18 protein-coding genes are annotated in these 22970 nt (G+C 69.1%); 12 read left to right on the top strand and 6 right to left on the bottom strand.

Features of this window, described 5'->3' with window-relative positions; translation table 11 throughout:
- Nucleotide 1: 1 nt before the first annotated feature.
- Together ACIA5G_RS37600 and ACIA5G_RS37595 are read left to right on the top strand one after the other, a co-directional pair.
- Complete coding sequence (locus tag ACIA5G_RS37600; RefSeq protein WP_395932084.1) at nt 2-238, top strand: SCO4848 family membrane protein; 237 nt, start codon at nt 2-4, stop codon at nt 236-238.
- A 63-nt stretch (nt 239-301) separates the two neighbouring features.
- Nucleotides 302-1696, top strand: coding sequence for a S8 family peptidase (locus ACIA5G_RS37595; RefSeq protein WP_395932082.1), 1395 nt, complete (start codon nt 302-304; stop codon nt 1694-1696).
- Between the two features lie 406 nt (nt 1697-2102).
- On the opposite strand, the gene ACIA5G_RS37590 is transcribed toward ACIA5G_RS37595, so the two are convergent.
- Genes ACIA5G_RS37590 through sdhC form a run of 4 tightly spaced genes read right to left on the bottom strand, consistent with a single transcriptional unit; the run spans nt 2103 to nt 5505 of the window.
- Nucleotides 2103-2873, bottom strand: a complete 771-nt coding sequence (locus tag ACIA5G_RS37590) for a succinate dehydrogenase iron-sulfur subunit (RefSeq protein ID WP_395932080.1) — start codon at nt 2871-2873, stop codon at nt 2103-2105.
- The gene (gene sdhA / locus ACIA5G_RS37585) at nt 2873-4627 is read right to left on the bottom strand and encodes a succinate dehydrogenase flavoprotein subunit (RefSeq protein ID WP_395932078.1); all 1755 of its coding nucleotides are present in this window, start codon (nt 4625-4627) and stop codon (nt 2873-2875) included. The genes ACIA5G_RS37590 and sdhA overlap by 1 nt, the downstream gene beginning before the upstream one ends.
- 19 nt (nt 4628-4646) lie before the next feature.
- Entirely contained in the window at nt 4647-5060 is a 414-nt protein-coding gene (locus ACIA5G_RS37580) for a succinate dehydrogenase hydrophobic membrane anchor subunit (protein ID WP_395932076.1), read from the bottom strand.
- Between the two features lies 1 nt (nt 5061).
- The gene (gene sdhC, locus ACIA5G_RS37575; protein WP_395932074.1) at nt 5062-5505 is read right to left on the bottom strand and encodes a succinate dehydrogenase, cytochrome b556 subunit; all 444 of its coding nucleotides are present in this window, start codon (nt 5503-5505) and stop codon (nt 5062-5064) included.
- Nucleotides 5506-5895: 390 nt separating this feature from the next.
- Here sdhC and ACIA5G_RS37570 point away from each other — a divergent pair, with 390 nt between their 5' ends.
- From ACIA5G_RS37570 to ACIA5G_RS37540, 7 genes are all read left to right on the top strand, one after another.
- Nucleotides 5896-7887: an NPCBM/NEW2 domain-containing protein gene (locus ACIA5G_RS37570; RefSeq protein WP_395932072.1), complete on the top strand. Its 1992-nt coding sequence runs from the start codon at nt 5896-5898 to the stop codon at nt 7885-7887.
- A 321-nt stretch (nt 7888-8208) separates the two neighbouring features.
- The gene (locus ACIA5G_RS37565; RefSeq protein ID WP_395932070.1) at nt 8209-9351 is read left to right on the top strand and encodes a BMP family protein; all 1143 of its coding nucleotides are present in this window, start codon (nt 8209-8211) and stop codon (nt 9349-9351) included.
- A gap of 81 nt (nt 9352-9432) precedes the next feature.
- Complete coding sequence (locus tag ACIA5G_RS37560) at nt 9433-11004, top strand: ABC transporter ATP-binding protein (protein ID WP_395932068.1); 1572 nt, start codon at nt 9433-9435, stop codon at nt 11002-11004.
- Nucleotides 11001-12098 carry an ABC transporter permease gene (locus tag ACIA5G_RS37555; RefSeq protein ID WP_395932066.1) on the top strand — a complete coding sequence of 366 codons (1098 nt, stop codon included), beginning with the start codon at nt 11001-11003 and terminating at the stop codon, nt 12096-12098. The genes ACIA5G_RS37560 and ACIA5G_RS37555 overlap by 4 nt, the downstream gene beginning before the upstream one ends.
- Nucleotides 12098-13375 carry an ABC transporter permease gene (locus tag ACIA5G_RS37550; RefSeq protein ID WP_395932064.1) on the top strand — a complete coding sequence of 426 codons (1278 nt, stop codon included), beginning with the start codon at nt 12098-12100 and terminating at the stop codon, nt 13373-13375. Before ACIA5G_RS37555 ends, ACIA5G_RS37550 begins: the two co-directional genes overlap by 1 nt.
- Nucleotides 13375-13764: a cytidine deaminase gene (locus ACIA5G_RS37545; RefSeq protein ID WP_395932062.1), complete on the top strand. Its 390-nt coding sequence runs from the start codon at nt 13375-13377 to the stop codon at nt 13762-13764. Before ACIA5G_RS37550 ends, ACIA5G_RS37545 begins: the two co-directional genes overlap by 1 nt.
- On the top strand, nt 13761-15044 hold the full coding sequence (locus tag ACIA5G_RS37540; protein ID WP_395932060.1) for a thymidine phosphorylase: 1284 nt from the start codon (nt 13761-13763) through the stop codon (nt 15042-15044). The genes ACIA5G_RS37545 and ACIA5G_RS37540 overlap by 4 nt, the downstream gene beginning before the upstream one ends.
- A 196-nt stretch (nt 15045-15240) precedes the next feature.
- On the opposite strand, the gene ACIA5G_RS37535 is transcribed toward ACIA5G_RS37540, so the two are convergent.
- Nucleotides 15241-16365 carry a PA containing protein gene (locus ACIA5G_RS37535; protein ID WP_395932058.1) on the bottom strand — a complete coding sequence of 375 codons (1125 nt, stop codon included), beginning with the start codon at nt 16363-16365 and terminating at the stop codon, nt 15241-15243.
- A gap of 212 nt (nt 16366-16577) precedes the next feature.
- Between ACIA5G_RS37535 and ACIA5G_RS37530 the strand changes: the two genes are divergently transcribed.
- Both ACIA5G_RS37530 and ACIA5G_RS37525 read left to right on the top strand, forming a co-directional pair.
- Complete coding sequence (locus ACIA5G_RS37530; protein ID WP_395932056.1) at nt 16578-17672, top strand: adenosine deaminase; 1095 nt, start codon at nt 16578-16580, stop codon at nt 17670-17672.
- A gap of 89 nt (nt 17673-17761) precedes the next feature.
- The gene (locus ACIA5G_RS37525; RefSeq protein ID WP_395932294.1) at nt 17762-18973 is read left to right on the top strand and encodes an MFS transporter; all 1212 of its coding nucleotides are present in this window, start codon (nt 17762-17764) and stop codon (nt 18971-18973) included.
- Between the two features lie 74 nt (nt 18974-19047).
- Here ACIA5G_RS37525 and ACIA5G_RS37520 read toward each other — a convergent pair whose 3' ends face one another.
- Nucleotides 19048-20310 (bottom strand): primosomal protein, encoded by a 1263-nt coding sequence (locus ACIA5G_RS37520; protein ID WP_395932054.1) that lies wholly within the window; start codon nt 20308-20310, stop codon nt 19048-19050.
- A gap of 151 nt (nt 20311-20461) precedes the next feature.
- Here ACIA5G_RS37520 and ACIA5G_RS37515 point away from each other — a divergent pair, with 151 nt between their 5' ends.
- A complete protein-coding gene (locus ACIA5G_RS37515) occupies nt 20462-22966 on the top strand; it encodes a DEAD/DEAH box helicase (protein WP_395932052.1) in 2505 nt (834 codons plus the stop codon).
- Nucleotides 22967-22970 lie beyond the last annotated feature (4 nt).

Raw genomic sequence — 22970 nt, 5'->3', positions numbered from 1 at the left:
CATGCGCATTTCGCGAGGCACCTCGCTGTTCCTGCTGGCCTTCGGCGTGTGGTCGTGGATCATCTGGATCACGTTCGCCAAGAACCTCTGGGCGAGCGACCAGGCCTGGACCCCCGACGGCTCGCCGACCGCGTACTTCATCGTGCACGCGGTGCTCACGGTCGTGTCGTTCGTGCTGGGCACGATCATCGGCGTGCTGGGCTGGCGTGGGTTCCGCGCGTCCCGGGTGGCCTCCTGACTTTGGTCGGTGGCGCGGTCTCCGGGGCCGGTTTAGGTTGACGCCACTGACTCTGGAGGTGGAATGTCCCGTTTACGCCGAATGGCGGCCCCGCTCGTGCTGGCCGTCGGGGGCGGCCTGTTCGCCGCGGCGCCGGCTGCCGAAGCCGCGCCGGTCGCCTGTGACACGACGAGCACGCCGTACACCTACGTGGTGACCTACCAGCCGGGCACGCGCGCTTCGGCCGTCGACAAGGAGCTGGCGGCCAAGTGCGGCACGAAGGTGGCGTACTACGGCGAGATCGGCGTCGCGATCGCCAGCTCGCGCAACGCGGACTTCCAGCAGAAGATCGGCGTCTACCGGGCCTATTCGGGCGGCAAGGACGTGGCTTCTTCGGCTTCGGCCCGGACTTCGCTGGGCGCGGTCAAGACGCTGGAGGACACGCAGTCGGTGGCGGCTGCGGGTGACCTGTCGGCGCAGCAGTGGGACATGAAGGCGATCCACGCGCCCGAGGCGAACAAGAAGTACCAGGGCAGTTCTTCGGTGACGGTCGGCGTGCTCGACTCGGGCATCGACGCGACGCACCCGGCGCTCAAGGCCGCCGTCTCGCCTTCGGAGTCCGCGGGCTGCATCACGGGTGCTGCGGACACTTCGCCGGCTTCGTGGGCCCCGACGACGTCCGACCACGGAACGCACGTGGCGGGCACGATCGCGGGCAAGGACCCGGCGGCGGGCTTCACGGGCATCGCGCCGGGGGTCAAGCTGGCGTCGGTGAAGGTCGTCAACGACGACGGCTACATCTTCCCGGAGTCGGCGGTCTGCGGCTTCGTGTGGGCGGCCAAGCACGGCTTCCCGGTGACGAACAACAGCTACTACATCGACCCGGGCATGTTCTTCTGCTCCCGCGAGCCCGGAGACGCCGCGGCTTACGAGGCGGTCCGGCGCGCGATCCAGTACTCGACGCACCACGGAGTCCTGAACGTGTCGGCGGCGGGCAACTCGGGCTTCGACACGACTGCACAGACGACGGACCCGAACCGCCCGCACCCGGTGGATTCGTCGTGCGGCATCCTGCCGAAGGCGATCGACGGCGTGGTGACGGTGTCGTCGGTGGGCTACGCGGGCACGAAGTCGTCGTTCAGCAACTACGGCGAGATCGACGTGACGGCGCCCGGTGGGGACTTCTCGCAGACACCTCCGGCTGGCGCTGGCCCGGCTTGCCCGCTTTCGACGACGGTCTTCGGCGGCCTGTACGGCTCGAAGTGCGGCACGTCGATGGCGTCCCCGCACGCGGCCGGGGTGGCGGCGCTGCTGGCTTCTCGCTTCCGCGGGATCCCGCCGCAGCTGCTGTCCCGCTTCCTGACGGGCGAGGCCGACCCGGTGAAGTGCGCCTCGGCCGAGACGGAGTGCACGGGCCCGGCGAGGGACAACTCGTACTACGGCCACGGCCTGGTAAACGCCCTGGACGCAGTCCGCTGACGACGACGCAACGCGCAACCGAAGAGCAGGGTGGTCATCCCGTCGCCTGAGGCCGTGAAATCACTTTGAGCCGGGCCCGCAACCCACAGCGCAAGGCGAGACAGCGACGCAAGCTTGCGGGCCCGGCTCAAAGTGATAGGCCTCGTTCAGGCGACGGGATGACCACCCAGCGGCCCACCTCACAGAGGTGAGAAGACAGCGGGACAGGTGGTCATCCCGGAGCCTGCCGGTCCGGCGAGGACAATCTTTTTGTTCTGCCGCGGCAGAACAACGGGTCCGACCTCCCCCGCCCCTCCGGTGGGATTCTCAGCCCCGATCGTCGACTGAAGAGCGGCTTGGATGAGGGGCGGGGGAGGTCTGGTGACCTCGTGGTCGGCTTGCGTTGCCGGCCGCCTGTTGCGGAAACTCAGACGCGCTTGAAGAGCAGTGCTCGCTTCACTTCCTGGATCGCCTTGGTCACCTGGATCCCGCGCGGGCAAGCATCCGTGCAGTTGAACGTCGTGCGGCAGCGCCACACACCCTCGCCGTCGTTGAGGATGTCCAGCCGCTCCTCGGCCCCCTCATCCCGGGAGTCGAAGATGAACCGGTGGGCGTTGACGATCGCCGCCGGGCCGAAGTACGACCCGTCGTTCCAGTACACCGGGCACGACGAAGTGCAGCAGGCGCAAAGGATGCACTTCGTGGTGTCGTCGAAGCGGTCCCGGTCGGCCTGGGACTGGAGACGCTCGCGGGTGGGCTCGGGGCTGTAGTTGATCAGGTACGGCTTGATCGCCCGGTAAGCCTCGAAGAACGGGTCCATGTCGACGTAGAGGTCCTTCAACGTCGTCAGGCCCTTGATCGGCGCGATCGTGATCACCGTCGGCTTGCCGGACGTCGACAGCAGGTCCTTCATCAGGACCTTGCACGCCAGCCGGTTGATGCCGTTGATCTGCATCGCGTCCGAACCGCACACGCCGTGGGCGCACGAGCGGCGGAACGAGAACGTGCCGTCGATGTAGTCCTTGACGTAGAACAGCAGGTTCAGCAGGCGGTCGGTGCGCTGCGCCGGGACGTCGTAGGACTCCCAGTGCGGCTCCGAATCGACCTCCGGGTTGAACCGCAGGATCTTCAGCGTGACGGTGATCGGCGTGTGCTCGTCGGAAACAGAAGCGGCCGGAGCTTCAGCAACAGAGGTCATCAGTACTTCCGCTCCATCGGTTCGTAGCGGGTGAAGGTAACCGGCTTGTAGTCGAGCCGGATGTCGGACGACAGACCGGCGCCCTGCTTGTACGCCATGGTGTGCCGCATGAAGTTCGTGTCGTCGCGGGTCGGGTAGTCCTCGCGGGCGTGGCCGCCGCGGGACTCCTTGCGGGCCAGCGCGCCCACCACCAGCACCTCGGCGAGCTCCAGCAGGAAGCCCAGCTCGACGGCCTCGAGCAGGTCGGTGTTGTACCGCTTGCCCTTGTCCGCCACGGTGATCCGCTGGTAACGCGCCTTCAGCGCCTGGACGTCGGTCAGCGCCTGCTTCAGCGTGTCCTCGGTCCGGTACACCGACGCGTGCGAGTCCATCGTCTGCTGCATTTCCTTGCGGATGTCGGCGACACGCTCGTCGCCGTGCTCGGACAGCAGGCCCGCCAGCTGCTCTTCCACCAGCACGGTCGGGTTCGAAGGCAGCTCGACGTGCTCGTGCGCCAGCGCGTACTCCGCCGCGGCGATGCCGGCGCGGCGGCCGAACACGTTGATGTCCAGCAGCGAGTTCGTGCCCAGGCGGTTCGAGCCGTGCACGGACACGCACGCGACCTCGCCCGCGGCGTACAGGCCGGGGATGACGTTCTCGTTGTCCCGCAGCGCTTCGCCGTGGATGTTGGTCGGGATGCCGCCCATCACGTAGTGGCAGGTCGGGAACACCGGCACCGGCTCCTTCACCGGGTCGACGCCCAGGTAGGTGCGCGAGAACTCGGTGATGTCCGGCAGCTTGGTCTCGAGGACCTCGACCGGCAGGTGCGTGACGTCGAGGACGACGTAGTCCTTGTTCGGCCCGCAGCCGCGGCCCTGCAGCACTTCCTGCACCATCGAGCGCGCCACGATGTCGCGCGGCGCGAGGTCCTTGATGGTGGGGGCGTAGCGCTCCATGAACCGCTCGCCGTCGGCGTTGCGCAGGATCCCGCCCTCGCCGCGGACGGCTTCGGAAATGAGGATCCCCAGGCCCGCGAGGCCGGTCGGGTGGAACTGGAAGAACTCCATGTCCTCCAGCGGCAGGCCCTTGCGGAAGATGATGCCGAGGCCGTCACCGGTGAGGGTGTGCGCGTTCGACGTCGTCTTGAAGATCTTGCCGGCGCCGCCGGTGGCGAACACGATCGACTTCGCCTGGAAGACGTGCAGCTCGCCGGTGGCCAGCTCGTAGGCGACGACGCCGGAGGCGATCGGGTTGCCGTTCTCGTCTTCGCTGGTGATCAGGTCGAGCACGTAGAACTCGTTGAAGAACTCCGTGCCGTACTTGACGCAGTTTTGGTACAGCGTCTGGAGGATCATGTGGCCGGTGCGGTCCGCGGCGTAGCAGGCGCGGCGCACCGCGGCCTTGCCGTGGTCACGCGTGTGCCCGCCGAAGCGCCGCTGGTCGATCTTGCCCTCGGGCGTGCGGTTGAACGGCAGGCCCATCTTCTCCAGGTCGAGCACCGCGTCGATGGCCTCCTTGGCCATGATCTCCGCGGCGTCCTGGTCGACGAGGTAGTCGCCGCCCTTGACCGTGTCGAAGGTGTGCCATTCCCAGTTGTCCTCTTCGACGTTCGCCAGCGCGGCGCACATGCCGCCCTGGGCCGCGCCGGTGTGGGACCGGGTCGGGTAGAGCTTGGTGAGGACCGCGGTGCGGGCGCGCTGGCCGGACTCGATGGCCGCGCGCATCCCGGCGCCGCCGGCGCCGACGATCACCACGTCGTACTTGTGGAACTGCATGGTGGGAGGTCTCCGGGCTTCAGTTCGCGGGCATGTTCGGGTCGAACGTGAAGATCACCATCGTGCCGACGGCCAGGATCAGCGCCATGGACACGTACAGCAGGATCTTCAGCCAGAACCGGGTGCTGTCCTTGCGGGCGTAGTCGTCGATGATGGTGCGCAGCCCGTTGCCGCCGTGGATCTCGGCGAGCCACAGCATCGACAGGTCCCAGAACTGCCAGAACGGCGAGGCCCAGCGGCCGGCGACGAAGCCCCAGTTGATCCGGTGCACACCGCCGTCGAGGATGTTCATGATCAGCAGGTGGCCGAGCACCAGGATGATCAGCGCCAGGCCGGAGATCCGCATGAACAGCCAGCTGTAGAGCTCGAAGTTGCTCCGGCGGGCGGCGGGACGCTTCGGCGCGCGGGGGTTCGCGAAGGCGAGGTCGGCCATGTCAGTTACCCCCGAAGAGCGTTTCGACGGTGCGCTTCAGCATGAAGAACGCACCGGGGACCATCACCACGACCCAGACCACGCCGATCACCCACAGCATCGCCTTCTGCAGCTTCGGGCCCTTCGACCAGAAGTCGACCAGCATGACGCGGATGCCGTTGAGCGCGTGGAACAGCACCGCGCCGACCAGGCCGACCTCGAGGAGGTTGACGATCGGGGTCTTGTACGTCTCGATGACCTGGTCGTAGGTGTTCGGCGACACGCGCACCAGCGCGGTGTCGAGCACGTGCACGAACAGGAAGAAGAATGTGAGCACGCCGGTGATGCGGTGCAGCACCCAGGACCACATGCCGGGGTCGCCCCGGTAGAAGGTCCCCTGCCGGCGTGAGGCACCCGCCCGATCGCTCGCCCCTGCATCAGGTGCAGTGCTCGCCGTGGTGGACATCGGTGAACGGCCTCCAACGTCTGACTTGTGCCCGGTGGCCGTGAGTCCGCAGTCGCCGTGTGCGGCGGCAATGCCGAGATCAACGTCATCGAGCCTGGATGAATCGGATGCTAGACCCGCACCCGGCACCCGGCTCACCTCCGGGTTCCCCTCTGTGATGGACCAGACACCGGTACTCCCGTGCCGCCACCCGGAGGTGTGGCGCAGCGCACTCGGCCGTGCGGTGCCGCGGCTCGCTGCGGTCACTGGAGATCTGACCTCTGGAACATCTGATATCTGATGCACTAGACCAAAAGGCTGGTGCGTCCGGTTTGTTGTTGACCAACCGACACGCTGTTCCTACTGTCGCGGCCAGATACATCGGATCTCTCACGATGGGGTGACGTTCTGGTGAGACGACTCGGCCTGGTGATCGCCGTCGCGGCACTGCTTCCCGTGGCGGTGGTCACGCCCGCCCAAGCACTGCCCGACGGACTGGCGCTCACCCCTCCGATGGGCTTCAACAACTGGAACACCACCGGCTGCGCGGTCGACGAGCGGATCATCCGCGACACCGCGGACATCTTCGTCGCCCAGGGCCTGAAGGCCGCCGGTTACCAGTACGTCAACGTCGACGACTGCTGGGCCGAGCCGGCGCGTGACGCCGAGGGCCGGATGCAGGCGAACAAGGCCCGCTTCCCGAACGGGATCAAGGCACTGGCCGACTACGTCCACTCGAAGGGCCTCAAGTTCGGCATCTACACCAGCGCGGGCACGCTGACCTGCGCGAAGACCCAACCCGGCGCGCTCGACCACGAGGACGTCGACGCGCAGACGTTCGCGGACTGGGGTGTCGACTACCTCAAGTACGACAACTGCAACAACGCGGGACGGCCCGCGCTCGAGCGCTACACGAAGATGCGCGACGCACTGGCGAAGACCGGTCGCCCGATCGTGTACTCCCTCTGCGAGTGGGGCGAGAACAAACCGTGGGAGTGGGGCGCGGCCGTCGGCCACCTGTGGCGCACCACCGGCGACATCAAGGACAACTGGGCGAAGATGGTCCAGATCCTCAAGGCGAACGCGCCGCTCGCGCCGTACGCCGGTCCGGGCCACTGGAACGATCCCGACATGCTCGAGGTGGGCAACGGCGGCATGACGACCGCGGAGTACCAGTCCCACTTCTCGCTGTGGGCCATGATGGCCGCCCCGCTGCTCATCGGCGCCGACCTGCGCAAGGTGTCGCCGGCGAACTTCGACGTCCTGCGCAACGCCGAGGTCATCGCCCTCGACCAGGACCGCCGCGGGGTCCAGGCGCGCGTGCTGTCCAACCAGGACGGTCACTGGGTCTTCGCCAAGCCCCTGGCGAACGGCGACGTCGCGGTCGCGCTCTTCAACGAAACGACCTCCAACGCGACCATCGGCACCACCGCGGCCGCCGTGGGCCTCCCGAAGGCCGCCGGGTACTCCGCCCGTGACCTCTGGGCCCGCCGCGACCTCCAGACCGCCGGCCGGATCTCCGCGGTCGTCCCGCCGCACGCGACGGTCGTGTACCGGGTCCACGCGGGCGGCTCCTGGCTGCGGAACGCGCCGCTCGTGAGCACCGGTGTCGAGCTGGCCGCGCCGGTGCCCGGCGTGCCGGGTGAGATCACCCCGGCCGGGAAGCCGTTCGAGGTCACGGTGTCCGCGACCGACGAGGCCCGCGTCCCGGTGTTCGACCCCCGCGTGACGCTGACCGCGCCCGCCGGCTGGGGCGTCGACCAGCTGTCCCGGCCGCGGGCGTTCGTGCTCGGCACCGGCGACACCGTTGCAGCACGCTGGCGGGTCATCCCGCCGGCCGGAACCGAAGGCACGACGGCGGTCCTGCGCGGCGGCGTCAGCTACCGCACGATCGGGTTCGGTCAGGTCAGCTGGGCCGGTGACCAGCAGCTGACGGTGCCCGCGGCGCCACCGGTCGCCCCGGCCTGGGCCAGCGACCTGCGCTGGGCGGCGGAGAAGAACGGCTACGGCCCGGTCGAGCGGGACATGTCCAACGGCAGCATCCCGGCAGGCGACGGAAAGCCGCTGACGATCAACGGCGCCGTCTACCCGAAGGGCCTCGGCGCCCACGCCCCGAGTGAGGTCGTCTTCTACCTGGGCGGCCGCTGCACGGCGTTCACCGCGGACGTCGGCGTCGACGACGAACGCGAGGCGACGAACAAGCAGGGCTCGGCGACGTTCGAGGTCTACGCGGACGGCGCCCGGGCCGCCGCGACCGGCGTCCGGACGTGGCAGGACCCGGCGGTGGCGCTGACGGCCGACCTCCACGGCGCCCAGTACCTGCGCCTGGTGGTCACCGACGGCGGTGACGGCAACTCCTACGACCGCAGTGACTGGGCCGCGGCGCGGCTCACCTGCGCCTGAATGGCCGTCATCTCACAGAGTGACTGGACTGGTTCACCTTTCGGTCAGTCCGGCACACTGAGTGACACGAAATGGCATTTCGGCCGTCCCCGAGACGTCGCACCCGCCGAAAGTGGGTCTCCTGCAGTCCGATGATCACGGGCGGTGCACGTCCGGTCGCGCGTGCGACTCGTGAGTAAACGTTTGTGTTACGTAGCGTGCCGTTCCTATGGCGCTTTCCTGTCCGTTGGGTACGGTCTGGCGGTCGACCCGGCAGTTGGGCCGGGACGCGCCCTTGACCATCCGCTGGATCAGCGGGGAGGGAGACACACGTTGCGTCGCATGCGTGGAACCGCGCTGGCCGCCGTGGCCATGGCCGGGGTGCTCACCCTGGCCGGGTGCGCCAAGGACTCGAGCGGTGGTAGCAGCAACAACAGCGCCGCGCCTTCGTCGGGCGGTTCGGACTGCGTGACCGCGCAGAAGCCGCCCGCCGCGCCCGCCGCCGCCTCCAGCAGCACCGCTGCCACCGGCAAGGTCGACGGCAGCAAGCTGAAGATCGGCCTGGCCTTCGACGTCGGCGGCCGGGGTGACGCGTCGTTCAACGACGCCGCCGCCGCGGGCACCGACAAGGCGAAGTCCGAGCTGGGCGTGACGACGGTCAACGAGAGCACCGCGTCCGCCAGCGAGGCCGAGTCGGCCAAGCAGCAGCGCCTCGACCAGATGGCCGCCTCGGGCCTGAACCCGATCATCGCGGTCGGCTTCGCCTACGCGGACTCGGTCAAGGCCGTCGCGGCCAAGTACCCGAACACCAAGTTCGCGATCGTCGACGACGACTCGATCACGCTCCCGAACGTCACGCCGCTGGTCTTCGCCGAGGAGCAGGGCTCGTTCCTGGCCGGCGTCGCCGCCGCGTACAAGAGCAAGAGCTGCCACATCGGCTTCGTCGGCGGTGTCAACACCCCGCTGATCCAGAAGTTCGAGGCCGGCTTCCTGCAGGGCGCGAAGACGGTTTCGAGCAAGATCAAGATCGAGGACGAGTACCTCACCCCGGCCGGTGACTTCTCCGGGTTCCAGGACCCGCCGAAGGGCAACGCCAAGGCCGCGGCCGAGATCGCCAAGGGCGCGGACGTGATCTACCACGCCGCCGGCGCCTCCGGTAAGGGCGTGTTCGACGCCGCCAAGGCGAAGAACGTGCTGGCCATCGGTGTCGACTCCGACCAGTACAACCAGAAGACCGTCGAGGCCGACAAGGACGTCATCATCACGTCCATGCTCAAGCGCGTCGACGTCGCGGTGTTCGACTACGTCACCGCGCTGGCCAAGGGTGACCTGACGACCCTGCCGAAGCGGTTCGACCTCAAGGTCGACGGCGTCGGTTACGCCACCTCCGGTGGCAAGGTCGACGACATCAAGGACGTCCTGGACGGTTACAAGGCCCAGATCATCTCGGGCGCGATCACCGTTTCGGACAAGCCGCAGAAGTAACTGACAACGCGGACAGGGCTCGGAGGGGTTGGTCCCCTCCGAGCCCTCACGTGTTTTGACAGAGATGGAATTCTCCCGCCCATGAGCACTGCCGAGGCCCCGGCCGAGGCCGTCCCCGACCGGGGCGTGCCCGCCGTCCAGCTGACCGGGATCACCAAACGTTTCCCTGGCGTGGTGGCCAACTCCGACGTCAACCTCACCGTCGCCGCCGGTGAGGTGCACGCCATCTGTGGCGAGAACGGCGCCGGCAAGTCCACCCTGATGAAGATCCTCTACGGCATGCAGCCGCCGGACGAGGGCACCATCACGATCAACGGCGACGAGGTGAAGCTGCGCAACCCGCAGGACGCCATCCGCGCCGGCATCGGCATGGTGCACCAGCACTTCATGCTCGCCGACAACCTCACCGTCGGCGAGAACGTCTTCCTCGGCGCCGAGGGCCTGCACGGCATCGGCCGCGCCGCCCGCGCCCGGCTGGCGGAGCTCGCCGAGCGGACCGGGCTGCACGCCAAGCCCGACACCCTGCTCGAGGAGCTGGGTGTCGCCGACCGCCAGCGGGTCGAGATCGTCAAGGTGCTCTACCGCGGGGCGAAGATCATCATCCTGGACGAGCCGACCGCGGTGCTCGTGCCGCAGGAGGTCGACGCGCTGTTCGCGACCGTCCGGGAGATGAAGGCCGACGGTTACACCTTCCTCTTCATCTCGCACAAGCTCGACGAGGTGCGCGCGATCGCCGACACCGTCACGGTGATCCGGCGCGGCACCACCGTCGGCACGGCCGACCCGAAGACCATCACCTCGCGCCAGCTCGCCGAGATGATGGTCGGCTCCGAGCTGCCCAGTCCGGAGACCCGCGAGTCCACCGTCACCGACCGGGCCGTGCTGCGGCTGACCGGGCTGACGCTGGGCGCCGAGGGCTCCGACCGCAACGCGCTCGACGACATCACCTTCACCGTGCGCGCGGGCGAGGTGCTCGGCGTCGCCGGCGTCGAGGGCAACGGCCAGACCGAGCTCGTCGAGACCATCATGGGCATGCGCAAGGCGTCCGGCGGCACCATCGAGCTGGTCGACGCCGAGGGCAAGGCGCGCGACCTGACCAAGGCCGGCACGCTGGCGCGGCGCGAGGCCGGCATCGGCTACATCGCCGAGGACCGCACCCGGCACAGCCTGCTGCTCACACAACCGTTGTGGGTCAACCGGATGCTGGGGTACCAGACCCGCGAACCGGTCTCCAAAGGACAGCTGCTCGACATCGCGGGCACGCGCGCGGACACCGAGCGGATCGTGCGCGAGTACGACGTCCGCACGCCGGGGATCGACGTCCCGGCCGCGGCGCTCTCCGGCGGCAACCAGCAGAAGCTGATTGTCGGACGCGAGCTGTCCGGCAACCCGGTGCTGCTCATCGCGTCACACCCGACGCGGGGGGTCGACGTCGGCGCGCAGGCGCTGATCTGGGAGAACATCCGCCAGGCCCGCGCCGCCGGCCTCGCCGTGCTGCTGATCTCGGCCGACCTCGACGAGCTCATCGGCCTGTCCGACACGATCCGGGTCATGCTGCGCGGGCGCCTCGTGAGCGAGGCCGACCCCGCCACCGTGACGCCGCAGGAACTGGGTTCGGCGATGACCGGCGCCGGAGAGGATGAAGAAGCGTGACCTCCTGGCGCACCAAACTGCTGCCGCCGCTGCTGGCGATCGTCTTCGCCGTGCTGCTGTCGGCCATCGCGCTGATCATCTCCGGGGCCGACCCGCTCGAGGCGTACGGCACCATGATCGGCCAGATGTTCAAGGGCTCGACCGCGGTCGACACCGCGAACCTCGCGACCGTCTACTACCTGTCGGGGCTCGCGGTCGCCATCGGCTTCCAGATGAACCTCTTCAACATCGGGGTCGAGGGCCAGTACCGGTTCGCCGCGGTCGTCGCGGCCATCGCCGGTGGTGCGCTCCAGCTGCCGCCGGTGATCCACACGCTGGTGATCCTCATCGTCGCGGTCGTCGCCGGTGCGGCTTACGCGGCCATCCCGGCGATCCTCAAGGTCACCCGCGGGGTGAGCGAGGTGATCGCGACGATCATGCTGAACTCGATCGTCGGCGGGATCATCGCCTTCCTCATCAACGCCGACCAGTTCGGCGTGCAGCGGGGCAACAACATCGGCACCCGGGAGATCGCGCCGTCCGGCCGGATCCCGGGCATCCCGCTCGGTTCGGGCACGCTCTTCGGGTTCGTCGTCATCGCCGCGATCATCGGCGCCGCCTACTGGTTCATGCTCAACCGCACGCGGTTCGGCTTCGAGCTCAAGGCGTCCGGCGAGTCGACCACCGCGGCCGCCGCGGGTGGTGTCAACGCCAAGAAGATGACGCTGATCGCGATGGTGCTCTCGGGCGGCGTCGCCGGTCTGGTCGCGATGCCCGAGCTGCTCGGCCGCGACTACACCTACGGCATCACCTCGACCCAGATGTACGGCTTCACCGGCATCGCGGTCGCGCTGCTGGGCCGCAACCACCCCGGCGGCATCGCGCTCGGCGCGCTGCTGTGGGCGTTCCTGGACACCTCGGCGGTGTCGCTGGAGCAGATCAACGTGTCCAAGGAGATCGCGACGATCATGCAGGGCATCATCGTGCTGTCGGTCGTCGTGGCGTACGAGGTCGTGCGCCGCGCCGACCTCGCGGCCGAACAACGCAGGGTCGGCCGGGCACTGAGCGGCAACGGCCGCAAGGGCGCTTCGGTCGCCGAAGGAGGTGCGGTCTGATGGCCGTCACCGACGTTTCCCGGCCCGACGCGGGCAGCCCCGGCGCCATGCCGGTGCACCGCAAGCGGTCCCGCATCCCCGGCTGGCTCCGCGGGGTCATCTGGGCCGTCATCGCCATCGCCGTCGTCTCGACGGCGTCGTACTCCACCGGCGTCGCCGCGCTGACGTCGTCCAACACCGCGTCGACGGCGTTGCGCCTGGCGTTGCCGATCCTGCTCTGCGCGCTCGGCGGGCTCTGGGCCGAACGCGCTGGCGTCGTGAACATCGGCCTCGAGGGCATGATGATCCTCGGGACCTGGGGCGCCGCCTGGGGTTCGTACTACGGCGGTGCGTGGGTCGGCCTGCTGGCCGCGCTCGTCTTCGGCGCGCTGGGCGGGCTGCTGCACGCGGTGGCGACGGTGACGTTCAACGTCAACCACATCGTCTCCGGCGTCGCGATCAACCTGCTCGGCCTCGGTGTCACGAAGTACCTGGCGAACCTGATCTTCGAGCCGCTGTCGGGCAACCCGCGGCAGTCGCCGGTGGTGCCGAAGTTCGACACCTACTCGGCGAGCGGCCTCTCCGACTGGCTCGGTGACCTCGAGAAGGAGCAGCGTGTCGGGATCTCCGACGTCGCGGGCATCCTGCGCGGGCTCGTCACCGAGGTCGCGCCGCTGACGATGATCGCGATCATCCTGGTGCCGGTGAGCTTCTGGGTGCTCTGGCGCACGCGCTTCGGCCTGCGGCTGCGCTCGTGCGGCGAGAACCCGGTGGCCGCGGAGTCCCTCGGTGTCAACGTCTACCGGCACAAGTACATCGCGATGCTGATCTCCGGCGCGCTGGCCGGCATGGGTGGCGCTTCGCTGGTGCTGCTGCGCGGCGGCGCGGACTACCTGGAGAACCAGACGAACGGCCGCGGGTACATCGGCCTCGCGGCGATGATCTTCGGCAACTGGCGGCCGGGCGGCCTGCTCGGCGGCGCGGCACTGTTCGGTTACGCGGACGGCCTGCAGCTCGCCGGCGGCGGCGAAGCGGTGCTCGCGCTGTTGTACGGCGCGGTGATCCTGCTCGCCGTGATCGTCGCCGTCCAGCTGTTCCGCAAGCAGTGGATCGCGGCCGGGCTCGGCGTGGTCGGCGCCGGGGTGCTGTACTTGATCTACTGGTCCAACGACACGCTGCCGTCCGACCTGATCCCGTACACCGCGCACTTCGTGACGCTGATCGTGCTGGCGGTGGCTTCGCAGCGGCTGCGGCCGCCGAAGGCCGACGGGCAGCCTTACCGGCGAGGTGAAGACTAGTGTCTACAGTGGACTGGGATGCGCTGCGTTCGCAGGCGATCGAGGCCGCTTCCCATGCGTACGCGCCTTATTCGGGGCTGCACGTGGGTGTCGCCGGGATCGTCGACGACGGCCGCGTGGTGGTGGGTTGCAACGTCGAGAACGCGTCCTACGGGCTCGGGCTCTGCGCGGAGTGCACGATGGCCGGGCAGCTGCGGCTGTCCGGCGGCGGCCGCCTGGTCGCCGTCGCGTGCCGCAGCGGTGCCGGTGACCTGCTGATGCCGTGCGGGCGGTGCCGCCAGATCCTGTTCGAGCTGGGCGGGTCCGCGTGCCTGGTGGACACGCCCAGCGGCATCCTGCCGATGTCGGACGTCCTGCCGGACGCCTTCGGCCCGGACGACCTGCCGTGACGGGGTTCGCGGCGGTCGACGTCATCCGCACGAAGCGGGACGGCGGCCGGCTTTCCGACGAGCAGATCGACTGGGTCGTCGACGCGTACACGCGCGGAGACGTCGCCGAAGAGCAGATGTCCGCGCTCGCGATGGCGATCTTCTTGCGGGGCATGGATTCCGCGGAGATCTCGCGCTGGACCGGCGCGATGATCGAGTCGGGGGAGCGGCTCTCGTTGCGCGTCTCGCGGCCGACGGTGGACAAGCACTCGACCGGCGGGGTCGGCGACAAGATCACGCTGCCGCTGGCGCCGTTGGTGGCCGCGTGCGGCTCGGCCGTGCCGCAGCTGTCCGGCCGCGGGCTCGGGCACACCGGCGGCACGCTCGACAAGCTGGAGTCCATCCCCGGCTGGCGGGCTTCCCTGTCCACGGCCGAGATCCAGGCTCAGCTGGAGGACGTCGGCGCGGTGGTCTGCGCGGCGACGTCCGGGCTGGCCCCGGCGGACAAGAAGCTGTACGCGCTGCGGGACGTCACTTCGACGGTGGAGTCGATCCCGCTCATCGCCAGCTCGATCATGAGCAAGAAGATCGCGGAAGGCGCGTCCGGGCTGGTCCTGGACGTGAAGTTCGGGTCGGGCGCGTTCATGAAGACGCTGGACCAGGCGCGTTCGCTGGCCTCGACGTTGACGTCGATCGGTGTTGCGCACGGCGTCCCCACCACGGCGCTGCTGACCGACATGAACGTCCCGCTGGGGCGTGCGGTCGGGAACGCGGTCGAGGTCGCGGAGTCGGTTGAGGTGCTGCAGGGCGGCGGGCCGTCGGACGTCGTTTCGCTCACCTTGGCGCTGGCGCGGGAGATGCTGGCGCTGGCCGGTATTTCCACGGACCCGGCCGAGGTGCTCGCGTCCGGCGAGGCGTACGAGACGTGGTGCCGGATGATTTCGGCCCAGGGCGGCGACCCTTCGGCGCCGCTGCCGACGCCGTCGCACGTCCACACGGTTCACGCTCCGGCGTCGGGTGTGCTGGCTTCGCTGGACGCCTACGCGGTGGGCGTCGCGGCGTGGCGGCTGGGCGCGGGCCGGGCCCGCAAGGAGGACCCGGTCCAGGCCGCGGCGGGCATCCTGTGCCTGGCCAAGCCCGGGGACGCCGTCACCGAGGGTGAGCCGCTGCTGGAACTGCACACGGACACTCCGGAAGCGGTCCCGGCGGCGCTGGCGGCCCTCGAGGGAAGCTTCTCGGTGGCTTCGGCGGCTTCCGCGCCGGAGCCGATCGTGCGGGAGACGATCCGCGGCACGGTGTGATGATCATCGCGAAGATGATCACCCGACTGAGTGACGCCCGAGGTTGTATCCCGCGTGATTGAGGCCGGAAGTCGCGTGCTCAGAGCCGTCACGGCTCCAGTCACGCGAGTTCCGTCTCCAGTCACGCGAGATCCGGGCTGAAACACGAGAAAGCCCCCGCCGGTTCGTCCGGCGGGGGCCTCTTCGTCTGGCTGGGTTACTCCGCGGTCTCTTCCGAGCCTTCGCCCGGCTTGGCCTTGGCGTCGGCCGGCTTCGGCGCGCGGCCGTTGCGCGAGCTGCGACGCGGCTGGCGCGGGGCCGGGGGCGGCGGGGAGATCTGCTGCACCGCGGGGCCGCCGCCGAGCATCAGCTCCGCGAACGTCGCCATCGCCTCGTCGAGCTGGCCGCCGATGCGGCGGACGCTCTCGTCGTTGCTCTTGCGGACCAGCGTGTCGACCGAGTCGGTGTCCGGCTGCTTCGAGAGCGTGCCCTCGACCTTGGACAGCCCGGCCTTGAGCGCGCCGTCGAGGTCGCCGATGCCGGAGAGGAAGCCGTCCTCCACCTTGTCGAGGCGGCCGGCCATGTCGTCGAGGCGGGTGGTGACCGCTTCGAGGCGGTTGCCGAGCTTCTCCAGGCGGTCCGAGGCGTCGATCATCTCGCCGGTCTCGGTCAGCGCCGTCTTGAGCGCCTCGGTGTTCGCGCCGATCCGCTCGCCGGTGACGCGGTCCAGCTCGCCGATGCGTTCCTGCGTGACCCGGCTCAGCTCGTCGACCTTGCCCCGCAGCTCGTGGTCGGCGTGGTCGACGCGGTCGCGCAGCGACGTCTCGGACTGCTCGATCCGCTCGCGGACCGGGCCGAGCACCGACTGCGGGATCGAGTCGAGCTTCGCGTCCTGCTTGTCCAGGTGGCCGCCCAGCTCGTCGAGCCGGCGGTGGATGTTCTGGAGCTTGTCCTCGAGCCCGTCCATCCGGCCGCCGACGCCCTCGAGGCGCGCCGCCATGCCGTCGAGCCTGCCGTCGAGCTGCGCGAACGGCTTGGCCAGCTTGTCGACGATGCTCTCGACCGCGCGAGTCAGCGCCGAGAGGGCGTTGTCCTGGGCCTCGAGGCGGGACATCGTCTCGTCGAGGCGCTCGGCCAGCACGCCGACCTCGGTGCGGTCGGGGAGCTCGGACAGCCGCTTGCGGACCGCGCCCAGCGAGTCCACCGGCGCGAGGCGGGCGTAGATGTCGTCGAGCGCGTCGAAGATCTGCTGCTGCTCGCTCTCACGCACTTCGGCCGCGCGCACCAGCATGTTGCGCATCCGGTCGAAGGACGGGGCGGCAATGTGGTTGTCAGTGGTCACTGCTGTGTGTCCTTCGTCGGCGGGGAAATGGAGGGACGTGCCACGAAGCTTAACGATTGCGAAATTGCTGTGCGTATGGCCCCCGTGAAGTGCCTATTGCGGAGGCTGCCCCCGGATGGCCGATTCGGGACCCGATCCTCGACGCTGAGGGTTAGCCCGAGGCTGAGGGTTACGGCCATGTAGGGGAATGACAACGAGGTTACCGTTGGGGGATGCCTGACGAAAGCCCCGTTCTGCCCAGCGAGACGCTCCGCCGCGCGCCCAAGGTGCTGCTGCACGACCACCTCGACGGCGGCCTCCGCCCCGCCACCGTCGCCGAGCTCGCCGACGCCACCGGTTATGCCGGTCTGCCCACCACCGACCCGGCCGAGCTGGGCACCTGGTTCCGCCGGGCGGCCGACTCCGGCTCACTCGTGTCCTACCTCGAGACCTTCGCGCACACCTGCGGAGTGATGCAAACGGAGGAATCGCTGGTCAGGGTCGCCGCGGAAGCGGTCGAGGACCTGGCCGCCGACGGCGTCGTCTACGCCGAGGTGCGCTACGCACCGGAGTTGTTCGTCGAACGCGGTCTGTCACTCGATGCGGTGGTCGAGGCTGTCCAGGCGGGGTTCACGGAGGGCACACGGCGCGTGGCCGCGAACGGCCGCAGCATCCGCGTCGGGACGTTGCTCTGCGCGATGCGCCAGCACGCCCGGGCGCTCGAGATCGCGAACCTGGCCGTCCGCTACCGCGACGCCGGCGTCGTCGGCTTCGACATCGCCGGACCCGAGGACGGATTCCCGCCGACCCGCAATCTCGACGCTTTCGAGTATTTGCGGCAGAACAATGCGCATTTCACCATTCATGCGGGCGAAGCGTTCGGACTTCCGTCCATTTGGGAGGCGATTCAGCACTGTGGGGCCGAGCGGCTCGGGCACGGCGTGCGGATCGTCGAGGACATCAAGAGCGACGCCGACGGCACGGTCCACCTTGGACGGTTGGCCGCCTATGTCCGTGACCGCCGCATCCCGCTGGAGATCTGCCCGACGTCGAACGTCCAAACAGGCACCGTGCGCTCGATCGCCGAGCACCCGCTCGCCCTGCTCAAGCGGCTGCGCTTCCGGGTGACCGTGAACACGGACAACCGGCTGATGAGCGGATGCACGATGACCAGCGAATTCGCCGCGCTGCACGAGACCTTCGGCTATGGCCTGGACGACTTCCGCTGGTTCACGATCAACGCGATGAAATCCGCGTTCATCGATTTCGACGCCCGGCTGGCGCTGATCGACGACGTGATCAAGCCCGGGTACGCCGCGCTGAGCTGACGCCCCGCCGGGTGGTTGCGGTCCTTAGCCATGCCAACTATCGTTCACCATATAGGAAGTTGTTCTCAGATATTGAGACGGTGACGACGATGGCGCAGGTCGCGGACGGTTCGGTCGAGCAGGTGCAGGCGAGTTCACGGCGGTGGCTCATCCTCGCGCTCGGCCTCGCCGCGCAGACCGCGAGCTGCTCGTTCCTCTACGGCATCCCGTTCCTGGTCCCGGTCATGCGGGACGCCGAGGGGTTGACGCTGGCGCAGGCCGGCACGGTCGTCGCGGCGCCGAGCATCGGGCTGCTGTTCACCCTGATCGTGTGGGGCGCGGCTGCGGACCGTTACGGAGAGCGTCTGATCATGGCCCTCGGACTGGGGGCCTCGGGGTTACTCCTGGTGTACGCCGGGGTAGGAACTCACCCGGTCGGGCTTCTCTTTGGTGTGTTCCTGGCGGCCGGAGCGTGTACGGCTTCGGTGAACGCGGCGAGCGGTCGGGTCGTGATGGGCTGGTTCGCGAAGTCCGAGCGCGGCGTCGCGATGGGGATCCGCCAGACGGCCCAGCCGCTGGGTGTCGGCGTCGCCGCGCTCGGGCTGCCGCCGCTGGCCGCGCACTTCGGGTTCCGCGCGGCCGTGCTGCTGCCGGCCGGGCTGGCGATCGTGGTCGCGCTGCTGGTGGCGTGGCTCGTCACGGACCCGCCGCGGCCGCCTCGACCGGCGGGCGGTGTCAAGCCACCGTCGCCGTACCGGCACTCGACGCTGTGGCGGGTGCACGGCGCGAGCGCGCTGCTGGTGGTGCCGCAGTTCGCGGTGTCGGCGTTCGCGCCGGTCTACCTGGTGGCCGTGCAGCACTGGAGCCCGCTGTCCGCGGGCTGGTACCTGGCGGTGGTCCAGGTGCTGGGCGCGCTGGGGCGGCTCGGGTCGGGCTGGTGGTCCGACCGGGTCGGCAGCCGGCTGGGCCCGATGCGGCAGCTCGCGGTGTTGAGTTGCTTCGTCATGCTCTTGGTGGCGCTGGGAGACGCTTCGGGGCTCTGGCTGGTGCTGCTGGCGCTGGCGCTGGCGGGGGTGGTGACGGTTGCCGACAACGGCCTCGGCTTCACGGCGTCGGCCGAGCTGGCCGGCCTGGCGTGGTCGGGCCGCGCGATGGGCGTGCAGAACACCGGCCAGAACATCGCGGCCTCGCTGACCCCGCCGCTGCTGGGCTTGGTGATCGGCGACAGCCGGTACGCACTGGCGTTCTGCGTGGCGGCGATCTTCCCGGCGCTGGCGGTGCTGGTGGTCCCGGTCCGCGGCGAGCGAACCTCGGCCGACTGACGGGGCCGTCCGGGCACGGACATGCCGAAGGCCGCCTCCCCAACCCCGCGGGAGGCGGCCTTCGGGTCAAAAGATCAAGCCACCGTCAGGCGGTTCTCGAACGTCTCCACGAGCTTCCGCCAGGCACCCTGCTCGGCGTCGAACGGCGCCGAAGGCTCGAGGCGCGTCGGGTCCGGGCGCAGGACGAACGACACCAGCCAGCCGAGGCTTTCGTTGCCCGCCAGCGCCGTGTCGGCCGTGTCGTCGCCGGCCCACTCGGCCGCGTCCGTGATCAGCTCGACGGCCAGCTCCAGCTGCGTCGGGTCGATCGCCTCCGGGCCTTCGGCGATGTCGGCGTCGAGGCCGGTGAGCACGTACGTGTTCTCCTGGTCCACCTCGACCTCGAGCTCGCCGGCCGTCGCCTTCGCCAGGACCTCGTCCCACGTGGACACGTCGGCGAGGTCGGTGTCGGCGAGGTCCTTGCCGTCGGCCAGGGCCCGCGCCAGCGCCTTCTCCGACGTGAAGACGTCGATCTCGCCCTCGCTGCCGAGGAACACCGGCGCGTCGTCGAGGTAGCAGCGCAGGGTGTAGTACTCCGCGCCGGACGTGATGATCTTGATCGGGTCGATGCCGACCTCGGCCCAGAAGCCGACCGGAGCGTCGTCTTCCTCGTCCTCGTCGTCATCCGAGTCGGCGGAGTCGATGGCTTCGAGGTCCTCTTCACCCTCGGCGCCGGCCTCGGCCTCGGCGGACTCCTCGTGGAACGCCGCCAGCTCCTCGGCGGTCTGCTCGAGGATCTTCTCGTCGACGTCGGGTGCGGTCACCAGGCCGTCGATCGCGTCGAGCACGGTGTCCCACTTCTGCGACACCGTCTCGGACAGGTCGTTCCAGATCTGCACGCCGGTGCTCCCGGTGAACGGGAGCGTGCCCTGGTCGAGCAGCGAGAAGCCCTCGGTCGAGTCGAGGATCTCGTGGACCTCTTCGAGGTCGCAGACGTCGGCGAGCGAGCGGACGATGCCGACGATCTCGGCGAGCTCCGCGATGTGCCACATGTCCGGCTCTTCGGCGACGAGCTCGGGCACGCCGACGAGGTCGTACGTGTGGTCCTCGTCCGGGATCAGCTCCGGCACGTTCAGCGAGGGAACGGCGTCCCAGGCCGGGTGGTCCAGCAGGTCGTGCCGCTCGGACGTGCGGACGAAGGCAGCCAGGTGTGCGGCGTCCGGGAAGGCGTACAGGTCGTCCTCGTCGCCGAGGAACGCTTCCCACTCCTCGCCGTCTTCCCGCCAGCGCGGCGCCCACAGGGTGACGACGTCCCCCTGCGGCAGGCCGAGTTCGATCGGGATGATGTCCTGTGCCATTCCTAAGCCCTCCGGATTACCGCCCGTGTGCGCGCGAGACCGAAAGTATGCCCCGGTCGGTGCGCGGTACCGCGAAGCCTACGGGTTTACCACGCGCGACGCGATTGCCCCTGCCGACTTTGCGACGAGCGGATGGCACGATGGACGTCTGATGACTCTCACAGACCTCCTGCCTGCGGATCCCGACCCCGACGCCCTCTTCGAAGCGTTCACGACCTGGACGGCCGATCGGGGCATCGAGCTGTACCCGGCGCAGGAGGAGGCGGTGATGGAGGTCGTCTCCGGATCCAACGTCATCCTCTCGACGCCGACCGGCTCCGGGAAGAGCCTCGTCGCCGTCGGCGCGCACTTCACCGCGCTCGCCCAGGGCCGCCGCAGCTACTACACCGCGCCCATCAAGGCACTGGTGTCGGAGAAGTTCTTCCAGCTCATCGAGATCTTCGGCGCGGACAACGTCGGGATGATGACCGGCGACTCGAGTGTCAACCCGGACGCCCCGATCATCTGCTGCACGGCCGAAATCCTGGCGAACATCGCGTTGCGGTTCGGTGCCGAGGCGCCGGTCGGGCAGGTCGTGGCCGACGAGTTCCACTTCTACTCCGAGCCCGACCGCGGCTGGGCGTGGCAGGTGCCGATCCTCGAGCTGCCGAAGGCCCAGTTCGTCCTGATGTCGGCGACCCTGGGCGACGTGTCCTTCTTCGAGAAGGACCTCACCCGCCGCACCGGTAAGCCGACCGCGGTGGTCACGTCGGCGCAGCGCCCGGTGCCGCTGACCTTCCGGTACGCGCTCACCCCGCTGCACGAGACCATGTCCGAGCTGCTCAACGGCGGCCAGGCGCCGGTCTACGTCGTGCACTTCTCGCAGGCCGCGGCCATCGAGCGGGCGCAGACGCTGATGAGCATCAACGTCACGACCAAGGCGGAGAAGGAGGCCATCGCCGAGCTGATCGGCGACTTCCGGTTCTCCGCCGGCTTCGGCAAGACGCTCTCGCGGCTGGTCCGCCACGGCATCGGCGTGCACCACGCCGGGATGCTGCCGAAGTACCGCCGATTGGTCGAGACGTTGGCCCAGTCGGGGCTGCTCAAGGTGATCTGCGGGACGGACACCCTCGGCGTCGGCATCAACGTACCAATCAGGACAGTGGTCTTCTCCGCGCTGACGAAGTACGACGGCGTCCGCCAGCGCCACCTCAAGGCCCGCGAGTTCCACCAGATCGCCGGCCGTGCCGGGCGCGCGGGCTACGACACCGACGGTTACGTCGTCGTGCAGGCGCCCGACCACGTCGTCGAGAACGCGAAGGCGCTGGAGAAGGCGGGCGACGACCCGAAGAAGAAAAAGAAGATCGTCCGGAAGAAGGCGCCCGAGGGCTTTGTCAACTGGACCGAGAGCACGTTCGACCGGCTGATCGCGGCCGAGCCCGAACCGCTGACCTCCAGCTTCAAGGTCACGCACTCGATGCTGCTGAACGTGATCTCGCGGCCGGGCAACGCGTTCGACTCCATGCGCCACCTGCTGGAGGACAACCACGAGGACCGCGCGTCCCAGCGCAAGCTGATCCTGCGTGCCATCGCGATCTACCGCGCGCTGCTCGCCGCCGGTGTGGTCGAACGGCTGCCCGAGCCGGACGAGCAGGGCCGGATCATCCGCCTGACCGTCGACCTGCAGTTCGACTTCGCGCTCAACCAGCCGCTTTCGCCCTTCGCGCTGGCCGCGATCGAGCTGTTCGACCTCGAGTCGCCGAGCTACGCGCTCGACGTCGTGTCCACTGTGGAATCCACTGTGGACAACCCGCGGCCGGTGCTGTCGCAGCAGCAGTTCAAGGCGCGCGGCGAGGCCGTGAACGCGATGAAGGCCGAGGGCATCGAGTACGACGAGCGGATGGAGCTGCTCGAGAACGTCAGCTACCCGAAGCCGCTGGAGGAGCTGCTGCAGGGCGCCTACCACAGCTACCGGCAGGGCCACCCGTGGGTCGACGACTACGAGCTGTCGCCGAAGTCGGTCGTGCGCGACATGTACGAGCGCGCGATGAACTTCGTCGAGTACATCGGCTTCTACCAGCTGGCCCGCTCGGAAGGGCTGGTGCTGCGCTACCTCACCGACGTCTACGACTCGTTGCGCCACACGGTGCCGGACGAGGCGAAGACCGAGCCGCTGCAGGACCTCATCGAGTGGCTCGGTGAGCTCGTCCGGCAGGTCGACTCCAGCCTGCTCGACGAGTGGGAAGCCTTGCGGCACCCCGACGAAGAAGGCCCGGTTTCGAAGCGGCCGCCGTCCGAACCGCCGGCCGTCACGCGCAACGAGCGCGCGTTCCGCGTCCTGGTGCGCAACGAGCTGTTCCGCCGGGTCGAGCTGTTCGGGCGGCGGGCGTGGAACGTGCTCGGCGAGCTGGACGCGGAGTCCGGCTGGGACGCGGACGCGTGGGCCGAAGCGATCGAGGACTACTTCGAGGAGTACGACACGCTGGGCACCGGCCCGGACGCGCGCGGCCCGGCGCTGCTGATGATCGAGCAGCTGCCGGACGTCTGGAAGGTGCGGCAGATCTTCGACGACCCGGCCGGCGACCACGACTGGGGCATCAGCGCCGAGGTCGACCTGGCCGCGTCCGACGAGGCCGGGGTGGCCGTGGTGCGGGTGACCGAGGTCGGCGCGCACTAGTCGT

Source organism: Amycolatopsis sp. NPDC051758 (genome assembly GCF_044453095.1).
Lineage (GTDB): Bacteria > Actinomycetota > Actinomycetes > Mycobacteriales > Pseudonocardiaceae > Amycolatopsis.
Note: the sequence above shows the minus strand (reverse complement) of the source record. Positions and strands in the feature narration are given on the sequence as shown.